The 25,315-nt window shown below is 44.8% G+C and carries 27 protein-coding genes; 16 read left to right on the top strand and 11 right to left on the bottom strand.

Annotated features, from left to right (window positions below; all coding sequences use genetic code 11):
- Positions 1-55 precede the first annotated feature (55 nt).
- Complete coding sequence (locus tag OW495_RS11525; protein ID WP_102278277.1) at positions 56-1,201, bottom strand: glycosyltransferase; 1,146 nt, start codon at positions 1,199-1,201, stop codon at positions 56-58.
- A gap of 305 nt (positions 1,202-1,506) precedes the next feature.
- On the opposite strand from OW495_RS11525, the gene OW495_RS11520 reads away from it, so the two are divergent.
- The 5 genes from OW495_RS11520 to OW495_RS11500 all read left to right on the top strand — a co-directional run bounded on the left by OW495_RS11520 (position 1,507) and on the right by OW495_RS11500 (position 5,681).
- On the top strand, positions 1,507-2,433 hold the full coding sequence (locus tag OW495_RS11520; protein WP_289886626.1) for a glycosyltransferase family 2 protein: 927 nt from the start codon (positions 1,507-1,509) through the stop codon (positions 2,431-2,433).
- 15 nt (positions 2,434-2,448) lie between these two features.
- Positions 2,449-3,885 (top strand): oligosaccharide flippase family protein, encoded by a 1,437-nt coding sequence (locus tag OW495_RS11515; RefSeq protein WP_289886625.1) that lies wholly within the window; start codon positions 2,449-2,451, stop codon positions 3,883-3,885.
- 133 nt (positions 3,886-4,018) lie between these two features.
- Positions 4,019-4,381 (top strand): hypothetical protein, encoded by a 363-nt coding sequence (locus OW495_RS11510; protein ID WP_289886623.1) that lies wholly within the window; start codon positions 4,019-4,021, stop codon positions 4,379-4,381.
- A gap of 97 nt (positions 4,382-4,478) precedes the next feature.
- Positions 4,479-5,093 (top strand): LysE family translocator, encoded by a 615-nt coding sequence (locus OW495_RS11505; RefSeq protein WP_289886622.1) that lies wholly within the window; start codon positions 4,479-4,481, stop codon positions 5,091-5,093.
- A gap of 153 nt (positions 5,094-5,246) precedes the next feature.
- Entirely contained in the window at positions 5,247-5,681 is a 435-nt protein-coding gene (locus tag OW495_RS11500) for an N-acetyltransferase (protein ID WP_289886619.1), read from the top strand.
- 40 nt (positions 5,682-5,721) lie between these two features.
- Here OW495_RS11500 and OW495_RS11495 read toward each other — a convergent pair whose 3' ends face one another.
- The 4 genes from OW495_RS11495 to OW495_RS11480 all read right to left on the bottom strand — a co-directional run bounded on the left by OW495_RS11495 (position 5,722) and on the right by OW495_RS11480 (position 8,774).
- Positions 5,722-6,189 (bottom strand): DUF3429 domain-containing protein, encoded by a 468-nt coding sequence (locus tag OW495_RS11495; protein ID WP_289886617.1) that lies wholly within the window; start codon positions 6,187-6,189, stop codon positions 5,722-5,724.
- Positions 6,186-6,731, bottom strand: coding sequence for a glutathione peroxidase (locus OW495_RS11490; protein WP_065112084.1), 546 nt, complete (start codon positions 6,729-6,731; stop codon positions 6,186-6,188). Before OW495_RS11490 ends, OW495_RS11495 begins: the two co-directional genes overlap by 4 nt.
- Before the next feature lie 97 nt (positions 6,732-6,828).
- Positions 6,829-8,151, bottom strand: coding sequence for an AarF/ABC1/UbiB kinase family protein (locus OW495_RS11485; protein ID WP_289886616.1), 1,323 nt, complete (start codon positions 8,149-8,151; stop codon positions 6,829-6,831).
- A gap of 236 nt (positions 8,152-8,387) precedes the next feature.
- Complete coding sequence (locus OW495_RS11480) at positions 8,388-8,774, bottom strand: DUF393 domain-containing protein (RefSeq protein WP_289886615.1); 387 nt, start codon at positions 8,772-8,774, stop codon at positions 8,388-8,390.
- Positions 8,775-8,936: 162 nt separating this feature from the next.
- Here OW495_RS11480 and OW495_RS11475 point away from each other — a divergent pair, with 162 nt between their 5' ends.
- From OW495_RS11475 to OW495_RS11460, 4 genes are all read left to right on the top strand, one after another.
- Positions 8,937-9,494: a DUF1439 domain-containing protein gene (locus OW495_RS11475; RefSeq protein ID WP_289886614.1), complete on the top strand. Its 558-nt coding sequence runs from the start codon at positions 8,937-8,939 to the stop codon at positions 9,492-9,494.
- A gap of 204 nt (positions 9,495-9,698) precedes the next feature.
- A complete protein-coding gene (locus OW495_RS11470) occupies positions 9,699-11,261 on the top strand; it encodes a glutamate synthase-related protein (RefSeq protein WP_289886613.1) in 1,563 nt (520 codons plus the stop codon).
- Positions 11,262-11,525: 264 nt separating this feature from the next.
- The gene (locus OW495_RS11465) at positions 11,526-12,317 is read left to right on the top strand and encodes an arylamine N-acetyltransferase (protein WP_102384463.1); all 792 of its coding nucleotides are present in this window, start codon (positions 11,526-11,528) and stop codon (positions 12,315-12,317) included.
- A gap of 19 nt (positions 12,318-12,336) precedes the next feature.
- A complete protein-coding gene (locus OW495_RS11460; RefSeq protein ID WP_102310730.1) occupies positions 12,337-12,858 on the top strand; it encodes an NAD(P)H-dependent oxidoreductase in 522 nt (173 codons plus the stop codon).
- Between the two features lie 141 nt (positions 12,859-12,999).
- Here the strand turns inward: OW495_RS11460 and OW495_RS11455 are convergent, their stop codons facing one another.
- Positions 13,000-13,812, bottom strand: coding sequence for an enoyl-CoA hydratase/isomerase family protein (locus OW495_RS11455; protein ID WP_102384462.1), 813 nt, complete (start codon positions 13,810-13,812; stop codon positions 13,000-13,002).
- 130 nt (positions 13,813-13,942) lie between these two features.
- On the opposite strand from OW495_RS11455, the gene OW495_RS11450 reads away from it, so the two are divergent.
- Together OW495_RS11450 and soxR are read left to right on the top strand one after the other, a co-directional pair.
- Positions 13,943-14,902 (top strand): LysR family transcriptional regulator, encoded by a 960-nt coding sequence (locus OW495_RS11450; RefSeq protein WP_102384461.1) that lies wholly within the window; start codon positions 13,943-13,945, stop codon positions 14,900-14,902.
- Positions 14,903-15,050: 148 nt separating this feature from the next.
- Positions 15,051-15,491 (top strand): redox-sensitive transcriptional activator SoxR, encoded by a 441-nt coding sequence (soxR, locus tag OW495_RS11445; protein ID WP_102315208.1) that lies wholly within the window; start codon positions 15,051-15,053, stop codon positions 15,489-15,491.
- Between the two features lie 17 nt (positions 15,492-15,508).
- Here the strand turns inward: soxR and OW495_RS11440 are convergent, their stop codons facing one another.
- A complete protein-coding gene (locus OW495_RS11440) occupies positions 15,509-16,273 on the bottom strand; it encodes a carbohydrate deacetylase (protein ID WP_102384460.1) in 765 nt (254 codons plus the stop codon).
- Positions 16,274-16,376: 103 nt separating this feature from the next.
- The gene (locus tag OW495_RS11435) at positions 16,377-17,711 is read right to left on the bottom strand and encodes a 6-phospho-beta-glucosidase (protein ID WP_102339566.1); all 1,335 of its coding nucleotides are present in this window, start codon (positions 17,709-17,711) and stop codon (positions 16,377-16,379) included.
- Positions 17,712-17,814: 103 nt separating this feature from the next.
- Between OW495_RS11435 and OW495_RS11430 the strand changes: the two genes are divergently transcribed.
- From OW495_RS11430 to OW495_RS11420, 3 genes are all read left to right on the top strand, one after another.
- Positions 17,815-18,699: a LysR substrate-binding domain-containing protein gene (locus tag OW495_RS11430; RefSeq protein ID WP_076671268.1), complete on the top strand. Its 885-nt coding sequence runs from the start codon at positions 17,815-17,817 to the stop codon at positions 18,697-18,699.
- Positions 18,700-18,775: 76 nt separating this feature from the next.
- Positions 18,776-19,156: a VOC family protein gene (locus OW495_RS11425; protein WP_017105496.1), complete on the top strand. Its 381-nt coding sequence runs from the start codon at positions 18,776-18,778 to the stop codon at positions 19,154-19,156.
- A gap of 137 nt (positions 19,157-19,293) precedes the next feature.
- A complete protein-coding gene (locus OW495_RS11420) occupies positions 19,294-19,713 on the top strand; it encodes a globin (protein ID WP_102384459.1) in 420 nt (139 codons plus the stop codon).
- 96 nt (positions 19,714-19,809) lie between these two features.
- On the opposite strand, the gene OW495_RS11415 is transcribed toward OW495_RS11420, so the two are convergent.
- On the bottom strand, positions 19,810-20,580 hold the full coding sequence (locus tag OW495_RS11415) for a hypothetical protein (protein WP_102310735.1): 771 nt from the start codon (positions 20,578-20,580) through the stop codon (positions 19,810-19,812).
- 138 nt (positions 20,581-20,718) lie between these two features.
- Between OW495_RS11415 and OW495_RS11410 the strand changes: the two genes are divergently transcribed.
- Positions 20,719-21,108, top strand: a complete 390-nt coding sequence (locus OW495_RS11410) for a DUF4345 domain-containing protein (protein WP_289886599.1) — start codon at positions 20,719-20,721, stop codon at positions 21,106-21,108.
- Between the two features lie 9 nt (positions 21,109-21,117).
- Positions 21,118-22,620 (top strand): arylsulfatase, encoded by a 1,503-nt coding sequence (locus OW495_RS11405; protein ID WP_065112103.1) that lies wholly within the window; start codon positions 21,118-21,120, stop codon positions 22,618-22,620.
- Between the two features lie 68 nt (positions 22,621-22,688).
- Here the strand turns inward: OW495_RS11405 and OW495_RS11400 are convergent, their stop codons facing one another.
- Together OW495_RS11400 and OW495_RS11395 are read right to left on the bottom strand one after the other, a co-directional pair.
- Positions 22,689-23,714 carry a LacI family DNA-binding transcriptional regulator gene (locus OW495_RS11400; RefSeq protein ID WP_017105499.1) on the bottom strand — a complete coding sequence of 342 codons (1,026 nt, stop codon included), beginning with the start codon at positions 23,712-23,714 and terminating at the stop codon, positions 22,689-22,691.
- A 278-nt stretch (positions 23,715-23,992) separates the two neighbouring features.
- The gene (locus tag OW495_RS11395; protein ID WP_102384457.1) at positions 23,993-25,069 is read right to left on the bottom strand and encodes a porin; all 1,077 of its coding nucleotides are present in this window, start codon (positions 25,067-25,069) and stop codon (positions 23,993-23,995) included.
- Between the last annotated feature and the right edge of the window lie 246 nt (positions 25,070-25,315).

Below are 25,315 nucleotides of genomic sequence, written 5' to 3'. Positions count from 1 at the left end.
GTAACGCTTTGTTGTATGCTCCCACCTCATTTCACTCGACTTGTTTAGTCGAAGATTAAGCTGGGTTTTCTATCCAGTGAGACAGTTGTTGAGCTTGCTTCAACGAATTAAAACTCTCTTCCACTCTTGTTCTTGCTCTCATCCCCATCTCTGTTTTGTCATTGCAGCTCAACTGCGCAAAACGCTCAATCGCTTCTCTTAATTCCTCAACGTTTTTCTCGCTAACCACAAAGCCTGTCTCTGGAGTGACGATCTCCTTACAACCCATGATATTGGTGGTAATCACTGGAGTTCCCACGGCCATCGCTTCTTTAAGTACCAATGGGCCTGTGTCCACACAACCCGTTGCCGAGAAGCAGAACGGTGCGATCAAGCTATCGTAATTCGTTAGGTTTACTTTCACCCATTCGTGGGGCTTAGCTCCTAAAAAATTGACGTGTCGAGTTAAACCTTGTTGCTCAACTTGTGTTTTTAATTGTTGTTCTAAATCGCCAGTGCCGACGATATCAAGATGAATGTCGAGAGGTTGGGCAATCGGTGCCAACGCATCTATAAGATGGTGAATACCTTTTTGTTCAACTAATCGGCCAAGAAAAACGAGTCGAAGTTGCTTGGCGTCGGTTTTTGGGTGTAGTTGGAATTGTTTAGTATTTACACCACAGTGAAGGAGCTTGATATTCCCTTTTGCCATGTTGTTGAAATCGGTGAGCATGTCTTTGCAGACTGCAACCACAAAGTCACTCGATGAAATTTTGTATTCAATATCGTAAGCAAACTCATAGACATCGTGACCATGGGCAACAAACGAACAGGTAATATTGAGAAGCTTAGCGGCGACAATCGCATGTGCGGTGGTGTGTTGGCAAAAATGCGCATGAACATGGTTAACGTCTTTTTCTGCGAGTTGTAACGCCAGCTTAAATCCATAAGCGAAAAGTGAATTTTTAGGCATGCTATTTTGCTTTGAAACAAACGAAAGCGCTTTAACAAAGCCGATCCAGTTGATGTTGGTTATCTTGCCCGCCCGAACATCCTTGCCAATTTTTATGATGTCATAGTCGAATGACTTTTCGCTGTCCTCAATCTTGAACGTCATAACACAGACGTCGTGCCCACACGCTTTAACGGAGTCGACTTCGGTTTGAATGAAGGTCTCACTGAGGACAGGATAAGTAGGCGCTATAAATGCTACTTTTTTCATTTTTTGCTCCCTTGATGAAGGCCACTATAGTCAACTAAGCAAAATACGAACCAAGATTGAATAGGGTTTTAAGGGGGATTTTAGAGGAAAGGGGATGACTTTCTTATGGTTATCGCGAAGGTGGGGCTGATTTTCTCAAAATGGTAATCAAATTAGAATTTTGAGTTTCTTCGCTGTACGCACCTTGTCGTCATTTTGCGAATTAGTTCGTAAGACATTGATATGAAAGCAAACCAATAAGCCTAATCTCTCGGCACAGAACATGCACTCTTAGCTGTATAACGTATAAATGTGAGAGCGTCATTATGGCTAAAGTAAGTATTATTATTCCGACCTACAACTGTTTAGATTACCTGCCGAAAGCAATCGGCAGCGTGTTAAAACAGACTCATCAAGACGTTGAGCTAATCATTATTGACGATAACAGTAATGATGGAACGTCCACTTACCTCGCATCGATTGATGATGAACGTATTATTACGCTATCAACCTTAGGTGTTGGTGCCCCTCAAGCGAGGAACCTAGGCATTGAGAAAGCGACGGGCGAATACATTGCTTTTTTAGACGCTGACGACTTTTGGTTTCCAGAAAAAATCGAACGACAACTCGAGTTCCATCAGCGCTACCCAGATCTTGCGATGAGCTTTACTAACTACGAACACCTCACTGAAGACTACCAAGTGATTATCGACTGTTTTAGTTACTGGTCGCAGTTTCAAGATCAAGACGAATTGTTCATTAATATTGAGAGCCCGCTAGAATTCATTATCGAAAATAACGTTATTGGTACCTCAACCGTCATGGTGAAAGCTGATGTGTTCTCACAAACCAACAGCTTTGATGCAGATATTAAGTATGGAGAAGACTGGGAGTTATGGCTTCGAATGAGTGAGAACCACCAGATCGGGGTGTTGAATTCAGTGCAGGTTGGTTACCTAATGAGGGCGAGTTCCGTTACTCAAACGGAAAGCCTTAAGCTGAGAAACCTGCAATCCATAGAGTCCATTCTTCAGCGTTACCAAAATGATAGCGAGCATTGGAATTTACGGCCATCTAATTTCAAGGTTGCTAAGGCGAGAATACTAGAGGGCTACGCTGACTATTACCGAGGTTTACAACAGAACCGACAGGCGATTGCCTACAGTTTTCGCTCTCTGGTGATGGCTCCACAGAAAAGAACCTTGCGACACCTGCTCGGAGACTGTAAGAGTTTCCTAACGCCAGCTTGGTAAAGGATAGGTGACGCTATGGGTTCCTTAAAACAGTCCGCCTATTACGCCATTGGTATTGTGATGATGAAGGGAATTTCATTGGTGATGATCCCGTACATTACCCACAAAATGACGTTAGCAGAATATGGCTCTTTAGAAGCGATCGTGTTGTTGGCCGATATCGGGACGATATTATTTAGCTTCGGTATCGTAGACGCTATGTATCGCTACGTTGGTGTCGTCGAGGGTGATGAAAAGCGAAAGCTGGTCTCGAACTGTTTCACGTTAAGTGTTTTGGTGTGTGTGCTAGGGGGCGCTTTAATTGCTCTCAGTATGCCGTTATTGATATTTATGCTTCCCGTAGAGTTTCAGCCGTACCAAATTCTCCTTCTTCTTATCCCTGTCATGCTCGACGGAGCGATTTCTATTCCGCTTACCTTAATGCGAATGAACGCGATGGCGAAACGTTTTTGCTTGCTCAATGTCTTGAAAGCCGGTGTTCAAGCCACGATGACTTTTGCGCTGCTTGAGGCTGGATATGGGATTGATGGCGTGTTGATCTCATCGGCGGTATCTAGCGTGTTACTCATGGTTTGTTTAGTGCGTTATCAGTGGCAAGAGATGGGAACCTTTGGCTGCTTCAAATACTCAGCCAAAATCCTAAAGTTTGGACTGCCTGCTTTGATGGGTGGGGCGTCAATGTACATGATCACAGGGTTAGACCGTTGGGTGATGGCGAGCTTTGTTGGGGTGGAAGAACTGGCGATTTATGCGGTCAGTGGCAAGTTTGCATTGCTGCTTGGCTTGTTGCTACAGCCTTACGCGCTTTGGTGGTTCCCAAACCGTGTCGCTATGCTTCAACAACCGGGAGGTAGCAAAAAGTGTGCTGATAGTGCCTTAGTCGGGGTGAATTTCGCGATTGTTTTGGGCTCTTTGATGATTCTAATGGTGCCTGGTTTTATCTCTTTAATTTTGCCGAGCAGTTATCACTATGCAGGGACTCTCGTTGTCGCTTTGCTTGCCATTAGCGTTATCAAAAACGCAGGTGACTACCTTAACCTTGGTTGTTTCAGTGGCGATTCGAGTCAATCGCAAATGTGGGTTCAAGGTGGGTGCGCGATATTGGCTGCCATTGGTTATTTTACAGTGACACCGATATTTGGCGTGGGGGGCGTTATCTTCGTTCTTTGCGGCACGTATACCTTAAGGTTGTTGCTCCTATATTTTGTCAGTCAATCGATGGAATATTTACCGTATCAACACAGTAAGTGGGTAACCGCAGTCAGCATAGCTGTCGTAGCGATCGTCTGTGACCGATTTCTTGGTTTGGCACTCGCTAATGTTCATGACTTTGTTTTAGGTATCGGCGTTGCTCTAATCACGCTGGTGGCCTTTATTAAATACTCGGTCATCGTTATTCCTCAAACTCTGCTTGAGAAATTGACGCTCGGCAAGCATTCGCATGTTGGCTAAATCACGTCATTCAGGCCATAAAGAGCTTCATTGAACGAATCAAAATTCAAATAGCTACAATAAAACACTGTTCATAATCTTTTGGATTAGATAGTATTTATAAATTCAATGAATGCTAACTATGGAAAGATACATGAATAAGTGGATGTTGTTCTTCTCTTTGTTTTCAGCCGCCTCATACAGCTCCTCTGATTTTTCAACGGTGGATGCTTCGGCTCCTGACTTAAACTCACAAGAGGAAAATGCGTTAGGTTATAAGTCGCCCGATTTCAATCCTCCAGAAGTTTCTTTGCAAGATCAGCAAAATATCGTGTGTGCTAGCGTTGTCTGTAACTCCACATTCAATCCAGAGGCTGTCCCTGTGGTTGGTGAGGTTCCAAAGCGCGAACCTAATCCAACTTTAGATACCATTGCCAGTGCCATTTATATCGTTGGTGAGATAGGTGTTGCAGAAAACCTCTCTACGCCAGAATACGAGAAGTTTTTTGAGAACTAACTAAAAGGATGCGGCAGATCTTTTAAATGCTGTTATAAAAGATAAGATATTGTTCAACGATTTTATAACCGCAGCATATTGCGACTAGGAAGCCTCAATGGAAATATGGAAGTTACTGCTGTTTATCCCAGCCTGTTTTGCTTTAAATTTAACGCCCGGGCCCAATAACCTATTGGCGATGAACAACGCCCGCTGTTATGGCTTCCAAGCGGCTTTCGTCGCAGGGTTGGGAAGAGTCTGCGCCTTTTCTGGCATGATCGCTCTGGCTGCTTCTGGACTCGCAGTTGTCCTCTATACTTCTGAAACTTTGTTTTTCATGATCAAGCTGTTTGGCGCAATGTACCTGCTTTGGATTGCGTTTAATTTGTGGCGTTCAAAAGCCAGCCCTATTGTTGGTATTGAGCGCAACAAGAATTGGTTTGGTTTAGTTAAACAAGAATTTGCTCTCGCCGCTGGCAACCCGAAAGCGATACTTATCTTCACTGCATTCCTCCCTCAATTTGTCGATGTTTCTGCCAACGTTCATACCCAATTCTTTATTTTAGGAAGTACTTTTCTAGTATTAGAGATGGTTGCTATCTCTATCTATGCAGCCTTCGGTTTATACCTTAGACATTGGTTCTCTAGGCCTGAAATGGCGCAGCGTTTCAATAAAGCCTGTTCTGTTTTTCTTGCACTATCTGGTGCGAATTTGTTGGTGAGTCGTCAGTAAAACATAAGTAACCTAATCTACCCCTTAGGCATCACTTAAATGGCATCTTAGTTAAGGCAGTTCGTAAGCCTTTAGGCTGTTGATATATATTATTAATAGCACCTTTGAGCTTGCATGTTTAAACTTGAGGTTCGGTTTAAATGAGGTCTATCTATGAATGTTGTCTGTGCGGAAAAACAAGAACTGGCTGATATTTATCAGCTTGAACATACTTTGTTTGGCGACCACGCCTATCCGCAGTTTTTCTTTCGTCAGGCCTTTGATTGCTGGGGGAAGGGCTTATTGGTGGCTAAGCAAGAGTTGAAGGTTGCGGGTTATGTGTTGATGACACCAACCGACAAACCACAAGAGTATTGGGTTTTGTCATTAGCTGTTAATCAAGAATTCCGAGGCATGGGAGTAGGGCGTTTATTGATGCAGCAGGCGATAGCGACACTGCCTCAAGAATCCAAAATATTGCTGACCGTAGATCCCAATAATACATCGGCTTGCGCGCTTTATGCATCGATGGGTTTTGTCACGATCAAAGAAGAAGGTAACTATTTTGGCGATGATGAGCCTAGATTGGTGATGCAGCTCATCATCTGATTTTGCATAACCTTGTGTGCTGGTTCTCGCTTCCACACACCTAGGTCAACATCACGATACCGTGCATTAACACCACACTAGAGGTGAGCCGAGTTCTCATGTCAAAGTAGCCATCCGGGCCTTCGCTTTGATTTTCTTCTCTCATCGACCTTTCCGCTCTCCAAACCACAATATAGCCGGTGATAAGAATCAGAGTAGTGAGAAACTCCTTTTGCTCCCCAAGTAGCACGGCTAACCACGCGAATAACACAATGACGTTACTCAGAATCAGAGCCTTGTTGCTGGATTGGCTTTCGAAATTTTCGATGCCACTTCCCCACAAAATACCCGACAAAAAACTCAATATGACCACGCTGTAGGTGATGAAGAGTGTCTCGCCACTCAGGCCTAAGAATTGGCTGTCAGTTAGAGACAGCACTAGGCCAAATAGAAATGGGATTAGCCCCATATAACCGAGCTTGGCCATGGTATTGCGGGTTTGAGTTGTCGCCAAATAAGCAGACCTCATAGCTGCTGCTCAATCGCATTTTTGAGTGTCGCACTCACTGGTGATGTCGAGCTAGGGAAGGTTGCCACCACTTTACCTTCTTTGCTGATTAGGAATTTGTAGAAGTTCCATTTGGGCGTCACACCTGCTTGCTGTTGAATTTCTGCAAACACAGGGTTAGCGCTACTGCCAGATAGTGTTGCTCGAGCCATCATCGGAAAGGTCACACCGTAGTCGAGGTAACAAATTTTGGCTGACTTCTCTTCGCTTCCTCGGTCTTGACGAAAATCGTTGCTTGGGAAGCCGACCACCGTGAAACCTTGGTCTTTATAGGTCTGATGCAATTGCTCTAATTGTTTAAATTGTGGTGTGAAGCCACATTGGCTGGCTGTGTTCACAACCAAAAGGGTTTTGCCTTGAAACTCTTCACACAGCTCTATCTCTTCGTTGGAGTTTAACAAACGTTGTTTGCCGTTGAGTATCTCAGGGCAACTTGATGCAACAGCGATAGAGCTCGTTAGGCTCGCAATCAGGGCGGTGGAGCAAAGCAGTGAAGGTTTCATAGGTTTGGCTCATTTTAGTTGGCGTAACTGTTAGTACTCTTGCGCAGCACGAAATGATCACTCTGCTAATCATTAACCGTCACTATTTATGAACAAATTAAGTGTCATCGCTGATGAGATATGGAGCGACCAAACGACTTATGTTCACCCTTGCACCAAGGCGAGCGGCTAACAGATACATGCCACCGATTTTACGATGGAGGAATAGGGCGTCTGCTGGTGGCGTGTGCCAATACTCTTGCTCCATGCTCAAGATGGTGCCAACTTCACGAAGTCGTTGAGCTAAACCGCTGGCTTTAAAATCGTAGTCTTCGTCTACCAACATGGGTTCACAAGCCATAGTCACTAAGTTAAGAATGGCTTGGCGCTGCTCGGGCAGTATGACTTCGCTAAAGAACCCAATCTGTTCGAGTGCTTGATTGAGCCCTGATTCGTCTTGATTAACAACAGAGGTAAAGGCCAAACGATAGCCATCACTGAAGCGGTCGCAGTATTTTCGGGTTGCCCCAAAATCTAACAGCCCAATCTGGCGCGTGTTTTCAACGTAAAGGTAGTTGGCGAAGTTAGGGTCGGTCTGCACCATCTTAAAATCGAACAACTCCCTGAACATGAGTTCGAGCAAGCTGCGCATGACAAAATCACGAGTACTTTGATTGTAACCTTCGATTTGCTCTATCGAGACACCTTCAATGAAGTCCATCGCGAGCACTGATTCTGAAGACATTTGAGGGTGAATCTTAGGCACGACGAAGTGAGCGTGTTCTTTCAGTGCATGATAGTAACGTGTCGCATAGTCAGCCTCGCGAGCATAATCCGCTTCATCATGGAGCTGTTTCTTAGCTTCTTCTAATAAGCCTTTATAATCGACGGACTTGGGTATCAAACCAACGATGTTCAGCAATGTGCCTACGTTGTCCACATCACTGTCGATACTTTTTCGAATGCCTGGATATTGGACTTTGATGGCAAGTTTGTCTCCCGCATCACTGTAAGCTTGGTGAACTTGTCCTATGGACGCACTGGCGATAGGTTTAAAGTTGAAGGAAAGGAATTCGGCTTTCCAGTTGATGCCGAGTGAGCTTTCTAATACTTGGTTGAGCTGCTTTGTCGGCAGCGGGTCGGCGTCTGAGCGCAGGCGAGAAAGAATGTCGGCGAGTTCAGGTTCGAGAACATCGCCAGCGTCCATTGATAACATTTGGCCAAGCTTCATCGCTGCACCGCGCAGGTGTGCCAGTTGATCAGTCAGGCGAGCAATGTTCTGCGGCGTCAGCATTAAGTCTTTTGCTTTAGGCCTGTTACCTTGTGCGAGTTGCTTGGTGCCTTCCGTTATCACATTGCCAGCGACCCTTGTCGCCAGCGAGGCAAACTTACTGAATCTCGAAATTCGATGTGTAGGAAGGTTTCTCTCTTTTGCCGACATAAAGGTTCTCTCTGGGAATCAAGGTTGACTACAAAGTTCTATCAATCATTACACAACCTAATGTTTTGTTGTGATAACTTGTCTCGTGGAACAGTAAACAAAATTTGTAAGGACAAAACATGAAGTTTATTTGGTTGAAAGTGGCCGTAACGGTATTGGTATTCGCAGCGCTGTTTGGCATTGTTTACTACAAAGTCGCCAGTGGTATGTCTTAATTCCAATGCAATTTAGTACAGCTATTTAGTACAGCTGTTTCCGTTGCAGCGTGACTTTCCAGTTAGCCAAAAAGAGACTTTATATCGGTTTTTCGCAAACCGTAGATAACACCAGTCGGCCATTGGCTTAAATATCGCCCAGCGCAATGGGGCATATAGCCAACCTTTGCCAACCAGCTTCCACGCTTGGTAAGTCACATCTAAACCAAGAAGCAGCTTTCCGTTTTCGTCCAGTGCATGCAAGATTGTATTGGCTGCCTCGGCATCTATTTGCGGGTAGTTTGAAAACGCTTCACTGTAGATATCGATGGTTTTAATCTGATTTTTGGTATCATGCTTGGCAAGCGCTGCCATCTCTTTTGCGCATAACGGGCATGTCCCATCGTAAAATATCGTTAATGCAGTCATTGTTTTTCTTACTCTTTTCGTCAATACCAATCTATACGACATCACCAATTAGGTGGATCATTCTGCCCAGTTATCCGACACTGTCATTGTGAGAACTATTTTACAGTATCATCTAGAGGTAACATCCGTTCCATGCATTTACAAATTAAGAGCCTATCTCCAATGACAACAAAGTTAATGAACCGTTTCATTTTAGCTATGACTGCCCTGATGCTAAGTGGTTGTGTGAGCTACAGCGTGACTGAGCAAGAAATGACGAACTACCTGCAAGATTCGGTGATGTTAGAGCAGGAAGTAGGTGTACAAAACGTTATGTACGCGCAAGTCGCTGTCGATGACTTAGCGGTGCAAATTGGTAGAGCTGATACCGAGCGTGTGTCTGTTTTAGCGAACACCAATGCAAAAGTTCAGGTGTTCAATATGCCGAATATGGGGTTGGACTTGGATATCGAGTTCAGTGCGATTCCGGAATACGACAAAGAGAGTGGCGAGATTTATTTGAAATCACTGCGTTTAGAGCGCTTTGAAGAAAAAGATAAACAGCTTTCGCCAGAGATTGCCAAACTACTTAAGCCTGCCGTTTCTATGATTGGTTTTGCTTTGTCCCAGTCTCCCGTTTACAAGCTCGACAGCAATAAAGTGCAAGAGTCGTTGATTAAATCATCGGAACCCAATCTAGTGATTAAAGACAATAAATTGGTTATCGAGTTATTCGATTAACCTTTCACGTTTAGCTTAGACTCATATTTAAAACACAATGGCTGCCGATTAGGTGGCCATTTTTGTATGTGTTGAGTCGGTTCATTAATCTTATCGAACGATCTCATTTATTGAATTCACCGCGCATCTCACCTTTACTTTACTCTTGTGAGCAAGCCATCGCTTCAGTCATCAAATGATAAAAAAGATAAAGGTGAACGAACTATGAAGAATCCAGTGATAGCGGATACCAAGCCAATCAAAGTGGAGCTAACCGAAGGGGAAGAGTATTACTTCTGTACCTGTGGTAAATCGAAAAACCAACCGTTTTGTGATGGTTCTCATGCCGGAACCGGCTTTAAACCGAAGAGTTTTGTGGCCGAAGAAAACGGCGATGCTTATCTGTGTCGCTGTAAATATTCGAACAACCTACCTTTTTGCGATGGCACTCATAAACAGTTTACGGCTGAACAGGTTGGGCAAGAAGGCCCAGAGGTTCACATCCAAGCGGCTGCGCCAGACTTGTCTCCTGCTGCGAGCGCAACCAAAGAAGAGCCTACGGTTGAGTTTATCCATCAACTGGCGCGCGATGGTTTATCTAAGGTCGGGCATCATGGGCCCATGACCTCAATGGGTGTACCAAGATATCTATTGCCGCATTGGGATGATATTCAGGTCATGGTTGCTCAAATGGCGACCAAACCTCTGTTGGAACATGTGCCTGTGGGTACTGAGCTGATTATTGGGCCAAAAGCGAAAAAGCCGCTCAAGTTGAACATCTCCTTGTTTGTGTCCGATATGAGTTTTGGCTCTTTGTCTGAAGAAGCGAAAGTCTCGTTGGCGACAGGCGCGGAACTCGCAGGGACAGGTATCTGTTCTGGAGAGGGCGGTATGTTACCCGAAGAGCAAGCCGCGAACTCTCGTTACTTTTATGAACTGGCCAGTGCTCAGTTTGGTTACGATGAATCTAAGCTCAAGAATGTCCAAGCCTTTCACTTTAAAGGCGGACAGGGGGCTAAAACCGGAACAGGCGGTCATCTGCCGGGAGTTAAGAACATCGGTAAGATTGCAGAGGTACGCGGTATTGAAGCGGGTACGGCTGCGATTTCTCCACCAACCTTTGTTGATCTAAAAACCGTCGCGGATTTCAAAAAGTTCGCCGACCGAGTTCGAGAAGTGACAGGTGGAATCCCGATTGGCTTCAAGTTGAGTGCCAATCACATTGAAGAAGACATTCAGTTCGCGCTTGATGCCAGTGCTGATTACATCATCTTGGATGGGCGTGGTGGCGGTACAGGAGCAGCGCCTGAAATGTTCCGTGACCATATTAGTGTTCCCACCATTCCAGCACTTGCTCGTGCCAGAGCTTATTTAGACAAGCAAGGTGTCAGTGACAGAGTCACCTTAATCATTACTGGCGGACTTCGTGTTCCGATGGACTTTGTAAAAGCGATGGCGCTTGGCGCTGATGGTGTCGCCATCTCGAACAGCGCCATGCAGTCGATTGGTTGTGTGGCGGCGAGAATGTGTAATACCAACAATTGCCCAGCGGGCATCGCGACTCAAAAAGCCGATTTACGCCAACGCTTAAATGTCGAAAAAGCCTCGAACCAACTCAAGAACTTCTTCGAAGCTTCGACAGAGTTAATGCAAGTGATGGCGAGAGCGTGCGGTCATGATCATTTGAATCAATTTAACCCGCACGATTTAGCGACATGGAATCGTGAAATGGCAGAGTTGTCAGGCGTTACTTATTCAGGCATCAGCCCTTTAAATCAATCTAAGTAATTAACACCTCAATAAAGCACATCCACTGTATTTTTGGGTGTGCTTATTCTTGCCATGCAATACCAATCTATATTCCACCTGCTGTTATGCACTGCTTTATTAGCGTTTTTAAATTACTTCCTATTTCTTGAAAATATTACTTTACCTCAAGTTAACTTGAGGTTTTATCATCCTGCTTAATCTAAAAACACAGACAATCGCCTGATGGTTGTATAGACCAACAAGTGACGAATTGCAGGTGAGATAAATTAAGCAGGTTAGGGTATGGAACAGAATCAAGTGACTGAATATTTTGCACGAATAGGCTTATCTGAAACGAGTGACATTACCGTCGAAAGCCTCAAAGCCATTCATAAGCATCAACACAGAAGTATCCCATTCGAAAACTTCGATGTGATCAATGGACAAGCGATTCAACTATCTCCCGAAGCGCTTTACCAAAAGCTGGTGGTTAATCAGCGAGGTGGTTATTGCCAAGAGCTTAATGGACTGCTGTTGAACGTGCTCACTTATTTGGGCTTTGAAGCCAGAAGCCTACTTGGCCGGGTTCACCTAGCGGGCGAACCGACAGGGCGCAGCCACCGAGTGACCATGGTGACCATTGATGACAAGCAATGGCTGGTGGATGCGGGCTTTGGCACCTTTACACCTCGAGCTCCGTTGCTGCTAGAAACCGGTCTTGAACAGTCTAATGATTTACAGACCTTCCGTTTCATTGAAGACGAATTGTACGGTTTGCTATTGCAAATCAAGCAGGGTGAAGAATGGATGAAGGTATACAGCCTAGACATGACTCACGTGTGTGCGAACGATTTAGAGTCGAGCAACTTTTTTACATCTAACAGCCCGAAATCGATTTTTACATCGAACTGTATTGCGGCGCTGCCGATTGAAGACGGGATTGTCACGCTACTTAACCAGAAAATTAAAATTAGCAAAAACGGCTCAACAGAAGAGTGGTTGCTTGAAGACGAACCCGCTTATTTTGCTGCATTACAAACGTACTTTGGCTTAACCCTAAAGGTACCTTTCCCAGCTTTAGAGAAATGTTTCTAACCGATTTAAAGGATCAACAATGAAAGTATTAGCCATTGGCGCCACCAACAGTAAGACATCGATTAACCAACAATTAGCAGCTTATACCGCAAGCCTTGCGAACAACGCGCAAGTTGAAGTGCTTGATCTTAATGATTTTGAAATGCCGATTTACAGCGAAGACAGAGAAAAGGCGTCAGGTATTCACCAGCACGCGCAGCGCTTTTTTAGCAAGATTAGTGAAGCTGACGCTGTGGTCATTTCGTTTGCAGAATACAACGGTTCTTATACTGCGGCTTTTAAGAATGTGTTCGATTGGGCATCTCGAATTGATATGAAGGTTTACCAAGGCAAGCCTGTCGTTATGTTGGCTGCATCTCCGGGCCCAGGCGGCGCAACATCGGTGCTATCTTCTGCTGTAAACTCCGCGCCATATTTTGCTGCGGACATCAAAGGCACACTGTCTGTGCCGAGTTTTTACGACAATTTTGATGTAGAGACAGGGGAAGTGACCAACGCTGAAATGTTAGAGAACCTAAAATCGATCATGAGCAAGCTTTGAACCTTAAATACTAAGCCTCAAATATAAGCCTCAGGTGTTCAGTTATTAAAGTTGAGTCTTAGGTTGTAAGCTCGTGATTAATTAAGCACAGAAACGGCCACCCTCAGGTGACCGTTTTTTGTATGGTGACTACATGGCTGATTATTTAGATAGCTCAGCTGCAGTATCGGCGAAGATACCTGGCATATCTTTAGCTTCACGCTCTGTTTGTCCGCCATGTTTTAGAAACGCGCCAATGATTGCCGCTGTTTTTTGCTCTTTTGCACGCTCTAAGAAGTAACGAAGCTCTAGCTCTGCGCCCGCTTGTTTGTCTTTGATTGAAGCCGCGATGATCTCTTTGTACATCACGATGTCACGTACTTCTAACTGGCTGATCACTCCTAACGTTGTTGCTAAAAAATCGTTTAGGTCGGCCTTAGGTACGAACTGCGTGATGATGTTACGGCTCTCTGCTTGTTGAGCAGTAAAATCGTTGCCGAGTAACAATGCTTGTAGCGCTTTGTTTTTACCCATGCGTCTTGCAAATTGCACAGCGCCTTGACCACCCGTTGGGATGTTTACATGAATTTCTGGTTGTGCGAACGCTGAGTTTTCAGTGCCATAAGCTAGGTCACACGCCATCACAAATTCATTACCGCCCCCACGAGCTACACCATCAACCACTGCAACAGACACTTGCTTCATTGATTTGATGTTCTCAATCATGTGATTGAATTCAATCGAACCCGCTTGTCCACCTTGCGTACCGTTGATCACATTGAGATCTAAGTGAGCCAAAAAGAAGCTTTCATTCAATGATTTAAATACAACAACCTTGGTATCACGATCATCTTTCAATGAAAGAACGAATGCGTTGATCTCATTGATCAAATCGAAAGTCAGTACGTTCACTGGTGGGTTGTTGATAGATACGGTTGCAATGCCATTTTGGTTAGTCACAGATAGTAGTGTCATGGGGTGTTCCTCTATTAGTTCGGGACTTAATGTTGTCTCCGTTATGTGCAGCTACTATAGATTTGTAATAAGATGAGAAAAACAGGCAAATTGGCACAATATTGGTGCTTAAAATGCAACAAAGGGCGTTATGGATATATCGAGTCGTTTATTATTGTTACTTGAAGTGGTCGAGCTTGGTTCGTTTGTCAAAGTGGCGGAACAAAGAAACGTTGATCGCTCTGTTATCTCAAAGCAGATTAGCCGTCTTGAGGAAGAGCTCAACGTTCGGTTATTGAATAGAACAACCCGTTCGTTATCTCTGACTGCTGCTGGCAATGAGATGGTCAATCAAGCGCATCAACTTCGAGCATTGTTGAACAACACTCGACGCCTAGCGCAAAACTACCACGCAGAGCCTCGTGGCTTACTGAGAATCACCAGCTCAACCATGTTTGGGCGACAGTATGTTCAGCAAGCGATTGCTGTGTTTCAAAAACAATATCCGGACGTCGATTTTGAATTGAGACTTGAAGACCGAATCGTAGACATGGTTAAAGAAGGGTTTGATATCGGTTTTCGTATCGGTAAGCCAAAGAATTCGAGCCTGATTAGCCGTAAGATTGCCAGAAGTCGATTGCTGATTGTTGCTTCCCCAGAGTTCATTGCTGAGCATGGAGAGATCAATACCATCGAAAAGCTAGAGTCATTACCTGCCACCATATATGCCGCACCGGGATTGCTGATCGACAAGTTTTCCTATGTTGACCAAGAGGGGCAAGCGCAGCATTTTCAGCTCAACGCGACCTATAAAGTGAATGATGTTGAGATGATTTCTAAGAGTGCTTTAACGGGCAGTACGCTTGCAGTCGTCACGGCACAGATGATTGAAGATGAAGTAATCAGTGGTGAGTTGGTGCCTATCATGACTCATTTACACTTGGATGACTTTGGTACTTTCTATGCGGTGTATCCACATCGAGATGCCCCAATTAAAACCAAGCTTTTCATTGATACATTGAAAAACATTGTTGGTGAAGAGCAGCCTGTGTGGGAGCAAGGTATTCCCGGCTTTGACAGTATGTATGGCAATCGTCCAGCCAAGTCATAGACCAAAGGTTCAATCTGGACTCTTGATAGATCGTCGTTTTCAATTTAGTCCAAACCTAAATTTGAACTCATACTTAAAGTTAAAGTGAACTCTATTATACTGGTCAGTATCAGGACGAAATGGCCATTCAAACAGGAAGTGAAAGATCATGAGAAACATTGTATACCTCACCATTGGTCAGCTGTCAGAGCGCAGTGGTGTCGCACCTTCGGCGCTGCGTTTTTATGAAACCAAAGGGTTGATTGCTTCGATTCGCACTAACGGAAATCAACGTCGTTATCAGTCGGCGATGCTGCGTCGAATCGCGCTAATACAAGTCGCGCAGTCAATAGGCTTCACGCTGGAAGAGATCACCGAAGAGTTGTCAACACTGCCGATGAACCATACTGCGACTAAGCGAGATTGGGAGCGAGTCGCGAAGAAATGGCAGGGGCAGCTGGACAGTAAGATGGCGCAGATTAAATCGCTACAAGAAAACCTAACCGGCTGCATCGGTTGTGGTTGTTTGAGTATGCAGAAATGCCAATTGTTGAACCCTGAAGATATTCTGCATGACCAAGGACAGGGCGCACAACGCATTGTTGAGTAGCCCTGAATCAAGGTTCCCTATCTGAGAGCGTCGAATCCAATACACTCTATCTGATGGTCGTTTAGCCACTGCTTGAGTGCAGGGCTGGTGAGAAGTTGGTATTCCTCAACACGCTTGTCACGATAACCAGATAATGACTTAAGCTCATCAGTGACAGAAAGCGATGGGTGACACATCAATTCGACAACCCCTTTCGGCATTACGGTTTGATAGCTCAGTAGTAAATCTTGTAAACGAGCAAGTGATACGCCGTCATCGAAAAATCGCATATCAAAAGCGTCGGGTGTGGCGACTTTTAGTGAATATTGCCCATTCACAATGTTATCGATTCGTCTGACCGGAAGACCAATCTGATTGACGGTGCGAGTAAAAGCGGCTTTGAGTGGTTTAAATACACCGCCAAAGTGATGGCTATCGATGTGATTGATCATTAGTCCTGCATTGATGGCCGCTTGATATTGAGCGTTGAGCTCAAGTGTCACTTGCGCTTCGACGACATCGCCTTTATCGAACAGAGTGACGTTGTCTAAGAAGTTTCCTTGAGCATCCACCAAGCTAGGAACAAGCTCAGGTGGCGTCAGAGGTTTTCCTGCAGTAACGGTAAAGTGCAAACCAACCTCAGGGACTTTCCCTTGGTGATAAAGCTCCACAGCGTGTTGTGTGCCCGGCTGATTCATCATGATAGTGGTCGACTTGACCATACCGGCTTGTAAGCAGTCGACGATGCCGTGGTTAACACTTTCTGTGAGTCCGAAATCATCGGCATTTAAGATCAGTTTCATCGCTAGCCTTCTTATTACTTAGTTTCTATGCGTTACTCATCAGTGTGCAAAAGTTTGGTTATCTTGTGCTCAGTGCCAGTTGAATTTTCTATTTGATTACTGGTTAATCTAGCTTCAATCGATGAGCAAAGGCTGGCATGAAGTCTAAGTTTTCACGGATGGTTTCTTGCAATGCTTCATCGATGTGCGAACCACTATCGACAATAGGATTCAGAATCAATGCGCGCTTGGCAATCGCGATATCGCCAGTCATTGCGGCTTTCACGGTGAGTGTTTCAAACTCTTTCATTTGCTGGATGAGGCGTAGAGTATCGCTATCAAAAGGCTCGACATTCAATGGCAGGATCTCACTACTGGTGATCACCGAACTCACCTCAACTGCACAGTCGTCAGGCAGGCCTTGAATCGCACCATTATTACGAGTGTTGACGTGCATGATAGAACGTTTGTTGTTGTGAATACTGCTCATCAGCTCACAAGCTGCTTCAGAGTAGTACGCGCCACCTCGCTCTTCTAACAACTGAGGCTTGGTGTCTAACATCGGGTCTTGATAGATCGCCAACAGTTGTTCTTCTACCTTAGCGACAAGGTCTGCTCGGTTGGTACTGTTCTCTGAAGCTGCGAACTCTTTGTCGAGAATATCTCGTGATTGGTAGTAGTAGCGTAGGTAGGCACATGGCACGAGGTTCAATGATCGAATCAGCTCGCCATCCCATTCAAAGGGAGGAATGTTTTTCGGCATCATTTGGTCGTTACCACCGAGTAACTGATCAATCACCTCACCGAGTTTATCTTTGCCTTCATGAAGCACTTTTCTCGCCCACACTAAGTGATTTAAGCCAGCAATTTGCATAGTAATGTCGGCACGTTCTGCGCCTAGCATTTCAGCCGCGCCACGTTCCATGTTGACGGGTACATTGCATAGGCCAACCGTTTTGATGGTTGAGTGTTTAATCAAGGCTTCGGTCACCATGCCTGACGGGTTGGTGAAGTTTAGAAGCCAAGCGTCTGGGCAGAGTGTTTCCATTTCTTTGGCAATTTCTAGCGCAATTGGGATGGTGCGACAGGCATTTGAGAAGCCACCTAAGCCATTCGTTTCTTGGCCAATCATGCGGTATTTCAATGCGATTCGCTCATCTCGCAGCCGTGCTTCTAAACGACCCGCTCTAAATTGTGAACACACGAAATCAGCGTCGATTAAGGCCGATTGTCTATCTGTGGTGAGGTGAACAGCGATGTCGCAGTTGGCTTTTTTGATCATACGCTTGGTTAAATCCGCAATCACTTTTGCCTTGTCCATCCCTTCTTCGATATCGACTAACCACAAGTCAGAGATCGGCAGTTCGTGATGACGATTAAGGAGACCTTCAATGAGTTCTGGGGTGTAACTTGAGCCACCACCAATTACGACAACTTTGAGTTTTTGATTCTGTTTCATGTTGCTCACCATTTATTTTGTAGATTACGTGGTTTAATCTATACGATGGTTATGCACACCATCAAACCAGTAATGATGAGATATGAATTAATGAGGTTAATCCATGGGGTTGTTCGAAAATCGCCAACAAACGCTGTCGCTGCTGCACACCTTTAGTGTTGCAGCCAAACATTTGAGTTTCACGCAGGCGGCTGATGAACTCTGTTTGACTCAAGGGGCAGTGAGCCATCGCATTAAAAAGTTAGAGCAACAGCTTAAGTTCAACTTGTTCATTCGTAAAACTCGTAAGCTCGAATTAACGCCCGAGGGGCAGCGTGTTTTGTCGATGCTCAACATCTCGTTTGAGTCGATATTCTCGGAGCTAACGGACATCAAAACTGGAGAGCTGAGCGGCGAATTGTATATCGCTACGTCGCCTTATTTCGCTTCGTCTTGGCTGATGCCACGCCTGCCAGAATTTAGAAAACTCTATCCAAATTTAAGCATCAAATTACAAACCAAACAGAACCAATCTGATTTCCAGTTTGAACCTTATGACGTGGCAATTTTCTATAGCGAAGGCCACTATCCGAATCACTATAGTGAGCGGTTATTTACAGGCGTGAGAACACCGGTTTGTAGCCCTGAATATGCGCAAAAACTCAATCTTGAAAAGGGTGTTGATCGCTTAGAACAAGCGCGCTTTATACACAGTGGTGACATCACCGCATGGCAACGTTGGTTGGAAGAAGCACAAGGCGATGTTGACTGTACTCTGCAGTGTGATTATTACAGCGATAATCGCTTGGCAATGGATGCTGCAATATTGTCGATGGGAGTGGCTTTGGGGCGCCTAGAGTTCATGCAACCACAGATTGACCAAGGACTGTTGGTCGCACCATTTATGAGTATCGAATCAGGAAAGGGGTATGATTTGGTGTGCCCGAAAGGGATGGACCAGCGAACCAAGTTCCAAGTGTTCTCTCAATGGATCAAGCAACAGTTATGACGAAATCTCACGGCTAGACAAAACAAAGTAGAAGGTCTAGTTTAGGTGGTTCTTTCAATAAAAGAAGAGGTTAGTTATGTTCAGCCATGTTTTTCTCGGTACCGAAGATATTGAACGCGCGAAGTCTTTCTATGATCCAATTATGAAGGTGCTTGGTTACAACGAAGGTTCCGTTGATCCGAAAGGACGCTGTGTTTACGTTAGCCAAACGGGTGTATTAGGTTTAACCAAACCGATTGATGGTCAGCCAGCAACGCACGGCAATGGCATGACGGTGGGTTTTCTAGCGTCTTCACCTGAAGTTGTGGATGAGTGGCACCGTGTTGGCGTAGAAAATGGCGGCACAAGTATTGAAAACGGCCCCGGTGCGAGAGGCTCTGACGAACGTCGTCTTTACATGGCCTATTTGCGAGATCCTGATGGAAACAAGATCTGTGCAACTCACTTTATGCCTTAGTTCGCCCTATGTCATCGTTCACTTTATGCCATAGTGGCGTATAATTAGATCGTATTGATTGTTCAGAGTTGGTGAATCACGGCTCTGAACTTGTAAGTTTTCTTGAAGACTCACAAATATTGCAAAGGATCTGTCAGATGTCACCAAACGAACTGTTTTATGAGAGCTTTGAGCGCTGCAGGATCGACCAAGAATTTTTAGAAACCTTCTTGGCTGATTTTTGTGAGCATAACCCTAGGTTTTCAGAACGATTTGAAAGCATTGGATTAGAGCAACAAACCAAGATGCTCAAAGCTTCTATTATCCTAATCTATAACTCGTCAGGTTTATCAAGCGTGAGAAACTCGGTTAAGAGGCTAGGTAAAAGACACAAAGATTTGGGGATGGATATCTCAGAGCAAGAGCTAAATGAGTGGTTTAATTCGTTGCTCAACACCGTTAAAAAGTACGACCCGCATTATAACGAGCAAGTTGAGCAAGCGTGGGCAGAAACGCTTAATGCTGGCCTCAAGATCATGAAACAAGAATGTGTTGTGCCACACCCTGTGAATCAATAAGTAAGTCACCAGCAGCTTTTCTTGAAAGGTAGACTTCATTTGAAAGGTAAGCCATGAATCCGGCTTACCTAAATTTCTAATATCCTGACTCTCTAATCAAAAATGAGCTGCCCAACCCACCAAGAAGCCTTGTGTGGCAGTATCGTATTCAAAAGTGCCTTTATTTTCGTAATCAACCCAAGTGGATTTGTAGGCGAGATTTAAATCTGACCAGTCGTTAATTTGATAACGAACTCCTGTTAGCAAAGAACTGGTAAAGTCAGTGTCGCTGCCAAGCCCCATGTCTAGGCTGGTATGTACTGTCCAGCTTTTGTTGAGTTCTTTGGTCCATCGAACACCGACAAGATAATCGATCCAATCTTCATTGAGTGATTTACGTAAATCCACATTTCCTTTGGAACCATAGAGCCTTGTATCAATATCGTTGTCCCACCAACGTATCCCCACCATATAATCAATCATCCCGATATCATATTGATAGCGTTTGAAGCCCTTAGCCTCTAAAACGCCTTGTCTTATATCGACATTGCCTTTCAAAATGTTTTTGTTTATGTCTAGTACAGAATCTGTTTTCCCACTTAATTTCATGTAACTGTAATCAAGGTAGTAACCCCATTGATTGTCATAAATTCCTTCCAGGCGAAGCATGGCACCCATGTCGATATGATCCATGATGAATGCAGGATCAACGTCTACATCTGTTGAGATTCTACCGATCGTGCTGTTGCCTCGAATATTCAAAGCCTGAGCATAGATTTCAATACTGTGTTGCCATTTTTTTGTACTTGTTTCAGAGCTCGCTTCCTGAGCATTAACGGTTGAGCTGACCACTAACATTGATCCGATTAAGTAACGCCACTTAGCCATATTGATATCCCTATATTCGATTTGAAATAGCACGATTATGAATGCCTGTTCTAACTATCCATTTCCCACATATGCAACTTGTATATCCCTGATTGTAGACTATGTTTTTTTTAAAGAGCCAAATTTTGAGAGAAGGGTATGAAGCCACAAAGTATTTTCTTGTTAGTCGCGGTTGTGGGCTTAACACCCATCGCTCTGTCTTACGGTTATGCACCGGTTATTTCTCTGAACTACCTATTTGAAATCGACGCGAGTCCGATCAACGTGACTCATATCTTTCGCGCTGTGATGGGGCTTTATTTGGCTCTGGCGTTATTTTGGGTGCTTGGCGCACTGTTCAAAAAGTATCGACTACCCGCGATCTATAGCTTGGTGGTTTTCATGTTGGGTTTGGCTGCCGGTCGAGTCATTAGCTTGGTATTAGATGGCATGCCTCATTGGCTACTTTTCGTCTATCTAATCTTGGAGTTGGGCTTCGGTTTAGTCGGTTTAAAAATGATTCATAAAGAGCAATCTGAAACAGTATAAGGACATTGTATGAAAAGGATTTTCCATCTTCTTATCCTGAGTGTGTTGAGTAGCTTTTCGCTATCGGCATGGTCAGCTCAAGAGCAGCCAAATATCTTTGTTATCTTTACCGATGATGTCGGTATATCGAACTTGAGTGCCTATCATAACGGCGTGATGAGCAGCGAAACGCCGAACATCGACAGCATTGCCGAAAAGGGCATGTTACTTACCGATTATTATGCTCAACCTTCATGTACAGCAGGTCGTTCTGCATTCTTAACTGGGCAGTTACCGGTGCGAACAGGGATGCACTCTGTTGGGCTACCAGGTGGCCCTGTGGGTTTAAGCGCAGATACACCAACGCTTCCTGAAATGCTCAAGAGTATGGGTTACATGACGGGGCAGTTTGGTAAAAACCACCTAGGCGACCGAGATGAATTCTTACCGACAATGCATGGTTTTGATGAGTATTGGGGTTGGTTGTATCACTTGAATGCGATGGAATACACCGAAGATCCAGATTGGCCTAAAGATGGATCGTTAGATGCATTTGCGCCTCGTAATGTGATCTACGCAAAATCGGACGGTAAGGGCGGTCAAACGATTGAAGATGATGGTGCTCTGTCGATTGAACGTATGCGTACACTGGATGACGAAGTTAACAAACACACGATTAACTTCATTGAAAGAGCAGTTGAAGCGGATAAGCCATTCTTTACTTGGTATTGCCCATCACGAGGTCACGTATGGACGCACCTTTCTGAAGAGTATGAAGCCATGCTTGGTCAGAATGGTTGGGGACTGCAAGAAGTGGTGATGAAAGATCTCGATGATCATGTCGGAGAAATGCTCGCCAAAATGGAAGAGCTCGGCATTGCAGATAACACCATCATCATTTTTACGGCGGATAATGGCCCAGAAATAATGACGTGGCCAGATGGCGGTATGACACCATTCCATGGCGAAAAAGGCACAACATGGGAAGGTGGTGTTCGTGCTCCTGCATTGGTTAGTTGGCCGGGCAAAATCCCTGCGGGCAGTGTCGGCAATGGCATCTTTGATGGTATGGATTGGTTACCAACACTGATTGCAGCGGCGGGTGGCCCTACAGATCTAAAAGAGAAAATGCTGAAAGGTCACGATGGCTTTAAAGCGCACTTAGATGGTTACAACCAAGTCGATATGCTGACGGAAAAAGGTGAGTCGAACCGCAAAGAAATTTACTACTACGAACGAGATAAGCTACAAGCGGTTCGAGTGGGGGATTGGAAAGCGCACTTCGTGGTACAGAATCACGGTTGGAGCGGTCCGAAAGAAGAACTCAATGCTCCGTTGCTGTTCAACTTACGTCGTGACCCATACGAGCGAGCAGCTGAAGAATCAGGCATGTACTTGAAGTGGATGGGGCAGAAAATGTGGGCATTTGGCCCTGCTCAAGCTGCGATTCAGCAACACTTAGCAACCTTCGAAGAGTGGCCTCCCGTTACGCCTGAATCTCCGGCAGAGAAAACCGGCGGTGTAGGTAATTAGTTAAATATCATAAAAAATCCCGCTCACACTGAGCGGGATTTTTATTGGAATGCGTCTTAACGTTGGTTCTATTTCAGCGTGGTGTTTCGTTCAATGAACTTCACTGGCACCATCAACTTAACCAAGCTCGTGTCTTGCTCTTGAATCTGACTAACCACAATTTTCACAGACTCACGTGCAAGGCGTCTAAAATCTTGCTTGAAGGTAGTGAGTTGATAGTTCAACCACTGAGTCTGCGGGATATCATCAAAACCGACCACTTGCAGATCTTCTGGAATACGCAGGTTGAACTCTAAGCGCGCCACATCCATCACTGCCATTGCTAGGTTATCTGTCGCACAGAAAATCGCTTGCGGGTGTGTGGGTTCTGAAAATAGGGCGCGAATAGTATCCAGTGAATCAAGGTAGTCATAATCAGCTTCAATAACACGAGCTTGTTTGCCCGTTAGGTCTTCGAATTCTGAGCAAAATCCTGCCTCGCGTTCGCCGTTGGTGTAGGTCGGGACATTACCTGTCAGGTAAACCGCTGATTTCGTTCCCACACTATGAAAGTGTTGAGCAGCAACTTGGCCTGCAGCGTAGTTGTCGCTCACCACATGGCTACTCTTAGTCCCTTCAACAACACGTGCGAACTGGACGATAGGGATGTCGAACTCTTCACACTCTTCATAAAGCGACTTATTGAATGTCGCAGAAGCAGCAATCACGCCATCAACTCGGTATTGGAAGATATTAGGAATAGAGTGGTTGTCGTTTCCATCAACTTGCCAAGGAATCAATACCGCAGAGTAACCCTGTTTTTGTAGCTCAGTGGAGATAAGCTGTAGGGTTTTCATGTGGATAGGGTAGTCAGCGTCAGGAAAAACTAGGCCAATCAATTTGGATTCATTTGTCGTCAGACTGCGGGCAAAGGCATTCGGGCGATAATTCAACGATTTTGCTGCATCGAACACTTTCTGCTTGGTCTTTTCAGACACCGAACTGCCCGGTACAAATACGCGAGATACCGTTGATTGAGAAACGCCAGCCAGCTTAGCGACATCTTTGGAGGTGACGGTTGGCTTTGACGCCGTGGAGTGTTTTGGAGAGCTCATAGACCATACTTTTGAACCAAATTAACTGAGCACAGGATACCATAATTAGGTACGTACTCATAAAGCAATAACAAGGAATGATATGAAAAATAAGGAATAATGACTGTTTTGAATTTGATGTTGGGTATAACCCATTCTCTGTGTTGGTAAAAAAGTATGATTACAGAGACAGTGACTAAAAAGCTCTGCGTGAGAGCAGAGCTTTAGATTACGAGTTTATCCACAAATTGAGTGACATATTGCTAAGCCAAAAGCCAAAAGCCAAAAGCCACTAACCATTAGAAGTAGTAACGAATACCAGCCGCGAATTGATCATCGCTATTCTCGTAATGGTTACCAACAGACTTGTCGTTGCCATTATCAAATTGGTATTCCGTCCACACTAAGAACTTGTTCTTCTTAAAGTGGTACTCAAGGCCAGGGATAATTAGTTGACGCTCGTAGCCATTTGCGTTGTCGTCTGTGTCCGTTAAGTAGTTAACGTTAAAGGTTGGACGTAGACCATTTTCAAAGTGGTAGTAGGTGAAGAATTCAGCACCACGGTGGTCGTAGAATTCTGCTTTGCTGGTGGTTTCCCAGTTAGAACCTTGGCTGTAGGTGAAGCCAACAAACAGACCATTATTGGTGTAGTTCAAACCTAATAAACCGATACGTTGTGTGTCGCCATCTTTGATGTTTTTAACGCCAGCATCGACATCGTCAAATTCATTCTGATGGTAAGCCAAACCAATGGTTAGGCCGTCAGTGATGGTGTAAAGCGTTGAAGCGCCCATACCGTTTTTCAGAGTTGCGGTTAAACCATCCGCAAGGCCAACATCTTCACGAGTTGTCTGATAAGTGAAGCCGTATTTCCAGTTATCGCTGATGTTGTTGCGGTAAGTGATAGAGTTTTCCGCGCGGCCTGTACCAGAAGCAATACCCCAGTCAGAAAGGTTGTAGTAACCAGAACCACGTGAACCAAAAACACGACCCATATCGGTAAACCAAGCCACATCGTAGAAGGTAGACCACTGTTTAGTACCCGCAGCAATCTTGCCGTATTTGTCGTGCTCTACGCCTGCGTATAGAAGTCGGTCGTAAATATTGTCGCCGTTAGCACCTGAGTTGTAACCCCATTCTGCATGGCCAAAGCCAGTCCAGCCGTTATCTAGTCCCATTTGACCTTTAAGGCCGAAACGAGAACTACCACTGTTCCATTCGCCGTTATGGTCGCCGCCTTTGTCTTGGTAACGAACGTCAAAACGACCGTCTAAAGTAAGGCTATCGCCCGCGTCATTGGTAAAAGTGTGTGCAGCAAAAGCAGAACCTGATGTAAGTGCCGTCAGGATCACTGCAGAAAGTATCGACTTGTTCATTGTTGTTCTCTTTATTCAGGCCGTAGAAAGCCACCGTGCTTTCAAGCCCGTTATTAGTATTGGTTTGGCAGGATGTACCCCATCCATGAGGCACTATTGATTCAATTATTGGTGGAGCAATTATTGACTGGTGAAGCAATTGATTGGTGGAACATTGATTAGTTGTTGGAGCACTTACTAGGAGCGAGAAGGGTCTCCCAGTAAGCGTGGCAACCTAAATCAGATGTCTATTTAGGTTGCCACTAT

The sequence above is a fragment of the Vibrio sp. 14N.309.X.WAT.E.F5 genome, from assembly GCF_030397615.1.
GTDB lineage: Bacteria > Pseudomonadota > Gammaproteobacteria > Enterobacterales > Vibrionaceae > Vibrio > Vibrio lentus.
Note: the sequence above shows the minus strand (reverse complement) of the source record. Positions and strands in the feature narration are given on the sequence as shown.

Coding starts and splice junctions, on each gene's coding strand:
- OW495_RS11440 (WP_102384460.1), bottom strand. CDS start 16,273: ATGAAACTGATCTTAAATGCCGATGATTTCGGACTCACAGAAAGTGTT.
- OW495_RS11415 (WP_102310735.1), bottom strand. CDS start 20,580: ATGGCTAAGTGGCGTTACTTAATCGGATCAATGTTAGTGGTCAGCTCA.
- OW495_RS11395 (WP_102384457.1), bottom strand. CDS start 25,069: ATGAACAAGTCGATACTTTCTGCAGTGATCCTGACGGCACTTACATCA.
- OW495_RS11400 (WP_017105499.1), bottom strand. CDS start 23,714: ATGAGCTCTCCAAAACACTCCACGGCGTCAAAGCCAACCGTCACCTCC.
- OW495_RS11490 (WP_065112084.1), bottom strand. CDS start 6,731: ATGAAACCTTCACTGCTTTGCTCCACCGCCCTGATTGCGAGCCTAACG.
- OW495_RS11495 (WP_289886617.1), bottom strand. CDS start 6,189: ATGAGGTCTGCTTATTTGGCGACAACTCAAACCCGCAATACCATGGCC.
- OW495_RS11425 (WP_017105496.1), top strand. CDS start 18,776: ATGTTCAGCCATGTTTTTCTCGGTACCGAAGATATTGAACGCGCGAAG.
- OW495_RS11520 (WP_289886626.1), top strand. CDS start 1,507: ATGGCTAAAGTAAGTATTATTATTCCGACCTACAACTGTTTAGATTAC.
- OW495_RS11465 (WP_102384463.1), top strand. CDS start 11,526: ATGGAACAGAATCAAGTGACTGAATATTTTGCACGAATAGGCTTATCT.
- OW495_RS11475 (WP_289886614.1), top strand. CDS start 8,937: ATGACAACAAAGTTAATGAACCGTTTCATTTTAGCTATGACTGCCCTG.
- OW495_RS11405 (WP_065112103.1), top strand. CDS start 21,118: ATGAAAAGGATTTTCCATCTTCTTATCCTGAGTGTGTTGAGTAGCTTT.
- OW495_RS11430 (WP_076671268.1), top strand. CDS start 17,815: ATGGGGTTGTTCGAAAATCGCCAACAAACGCTGTCGCTGCTGCACACC.
- OW495_RS11480 (WP_289886615.1), bottom strand. CDS start 8,774: ATGACTGCATTAACGATATTTTACGATGGGACATGCCCGTTATGCGCA.
- OW495_RS11515 (WP_289886625.1), top strand. CDS start 2,449: ATGGGTTCCTTAAAACAGTCCGCCTATTACGCCATTGGTATTGTGATG.
- OW495_RS11505 (WP_289886622.1), top strand. CDS start 4,479: ATGGAAATATGGAAGTTACTGCTGTTTATCCCAGCCTGTTTTGCTTTA.
- OW495_RS11500 (WP_289886619.1), top strand. CDS start 5,247: ATGAATGTTGTCTGTGCGGAAAAACAAGAACTGGCTGATATTTATCAG.
- OW495_RS11410 (WP_289886599.1), top strand. CDS start 20,719: ATGAAGCCACAAAGTATTTTCTTGTTAGTCGCGGTTGTGGGCTTAACA.
- OW495_RS11525 (WP_102278277.1), bottom strand. CDS start 1,201: ATGAAAAAAGTAGCATTTATAGCGCCTACTTATCCTGTCCTCAGTGAG.
- OW495_RS11455 (WP_102384462.1), bottom strand. CDS start 13,812: ATGACACTACTATCTGTGACTAACCAAAATGGCATTGCAACCGTATCT.
- OW495_RS11485 (WP_289886616.1), bottom strand. CDS start 8,151: ATGTCGGCAAAAGAGAGAAACCTTCCTACACATCGAATTTCGAGATTC.
- OW495_RS11420 (WP_102384459.1), top strand. CDS start 19,294: ATGTCACCAAACGAACTGTTTTATGAGAGCTTTGAGCGCTGCAGGATC.
- OW495_RS11460 (WP_102310730.1), top strand. CDS start 12,337: ATGAAAGTATTAGCCATTGGCGCCACCAACAGTAAGACATCGATTAAC.
- soxR (WP_102315208.1), top strand. CDS start 15,051: ATGAGAAACATTGTATACCTCACCATTGGTCAGCTGTCAGAGCGCAGT.
- OW495_RS11510 (WP_289886623.1), top strand. CDS start 4,019: ATGAATAAGTGGATGTTGTTCTTCTCTTTGTTTTCAGCCGCCTCATAC.
- OW495_RS11450 (WP_102384461.1), top strand. CDS start 13,943: ATGGATATATCGAGTCGTTTATTATTGTTACTTGAAGTGGTCGAGCTT.
- OW495_RS11435 (WP_102339566.1), bottom strand. CDS start 17,711: ATGAAACAGAATCAAAAACTCAAAGTTGTCGTAATTGGTGGTGGCTCA.
- OW495_RS11470 (WP_289886613.1), top strand. CDS start 9,699: ATGAAGAATCCAGTGATAGCGGATACCAAGCCAATCAAAGTGGAGCTA.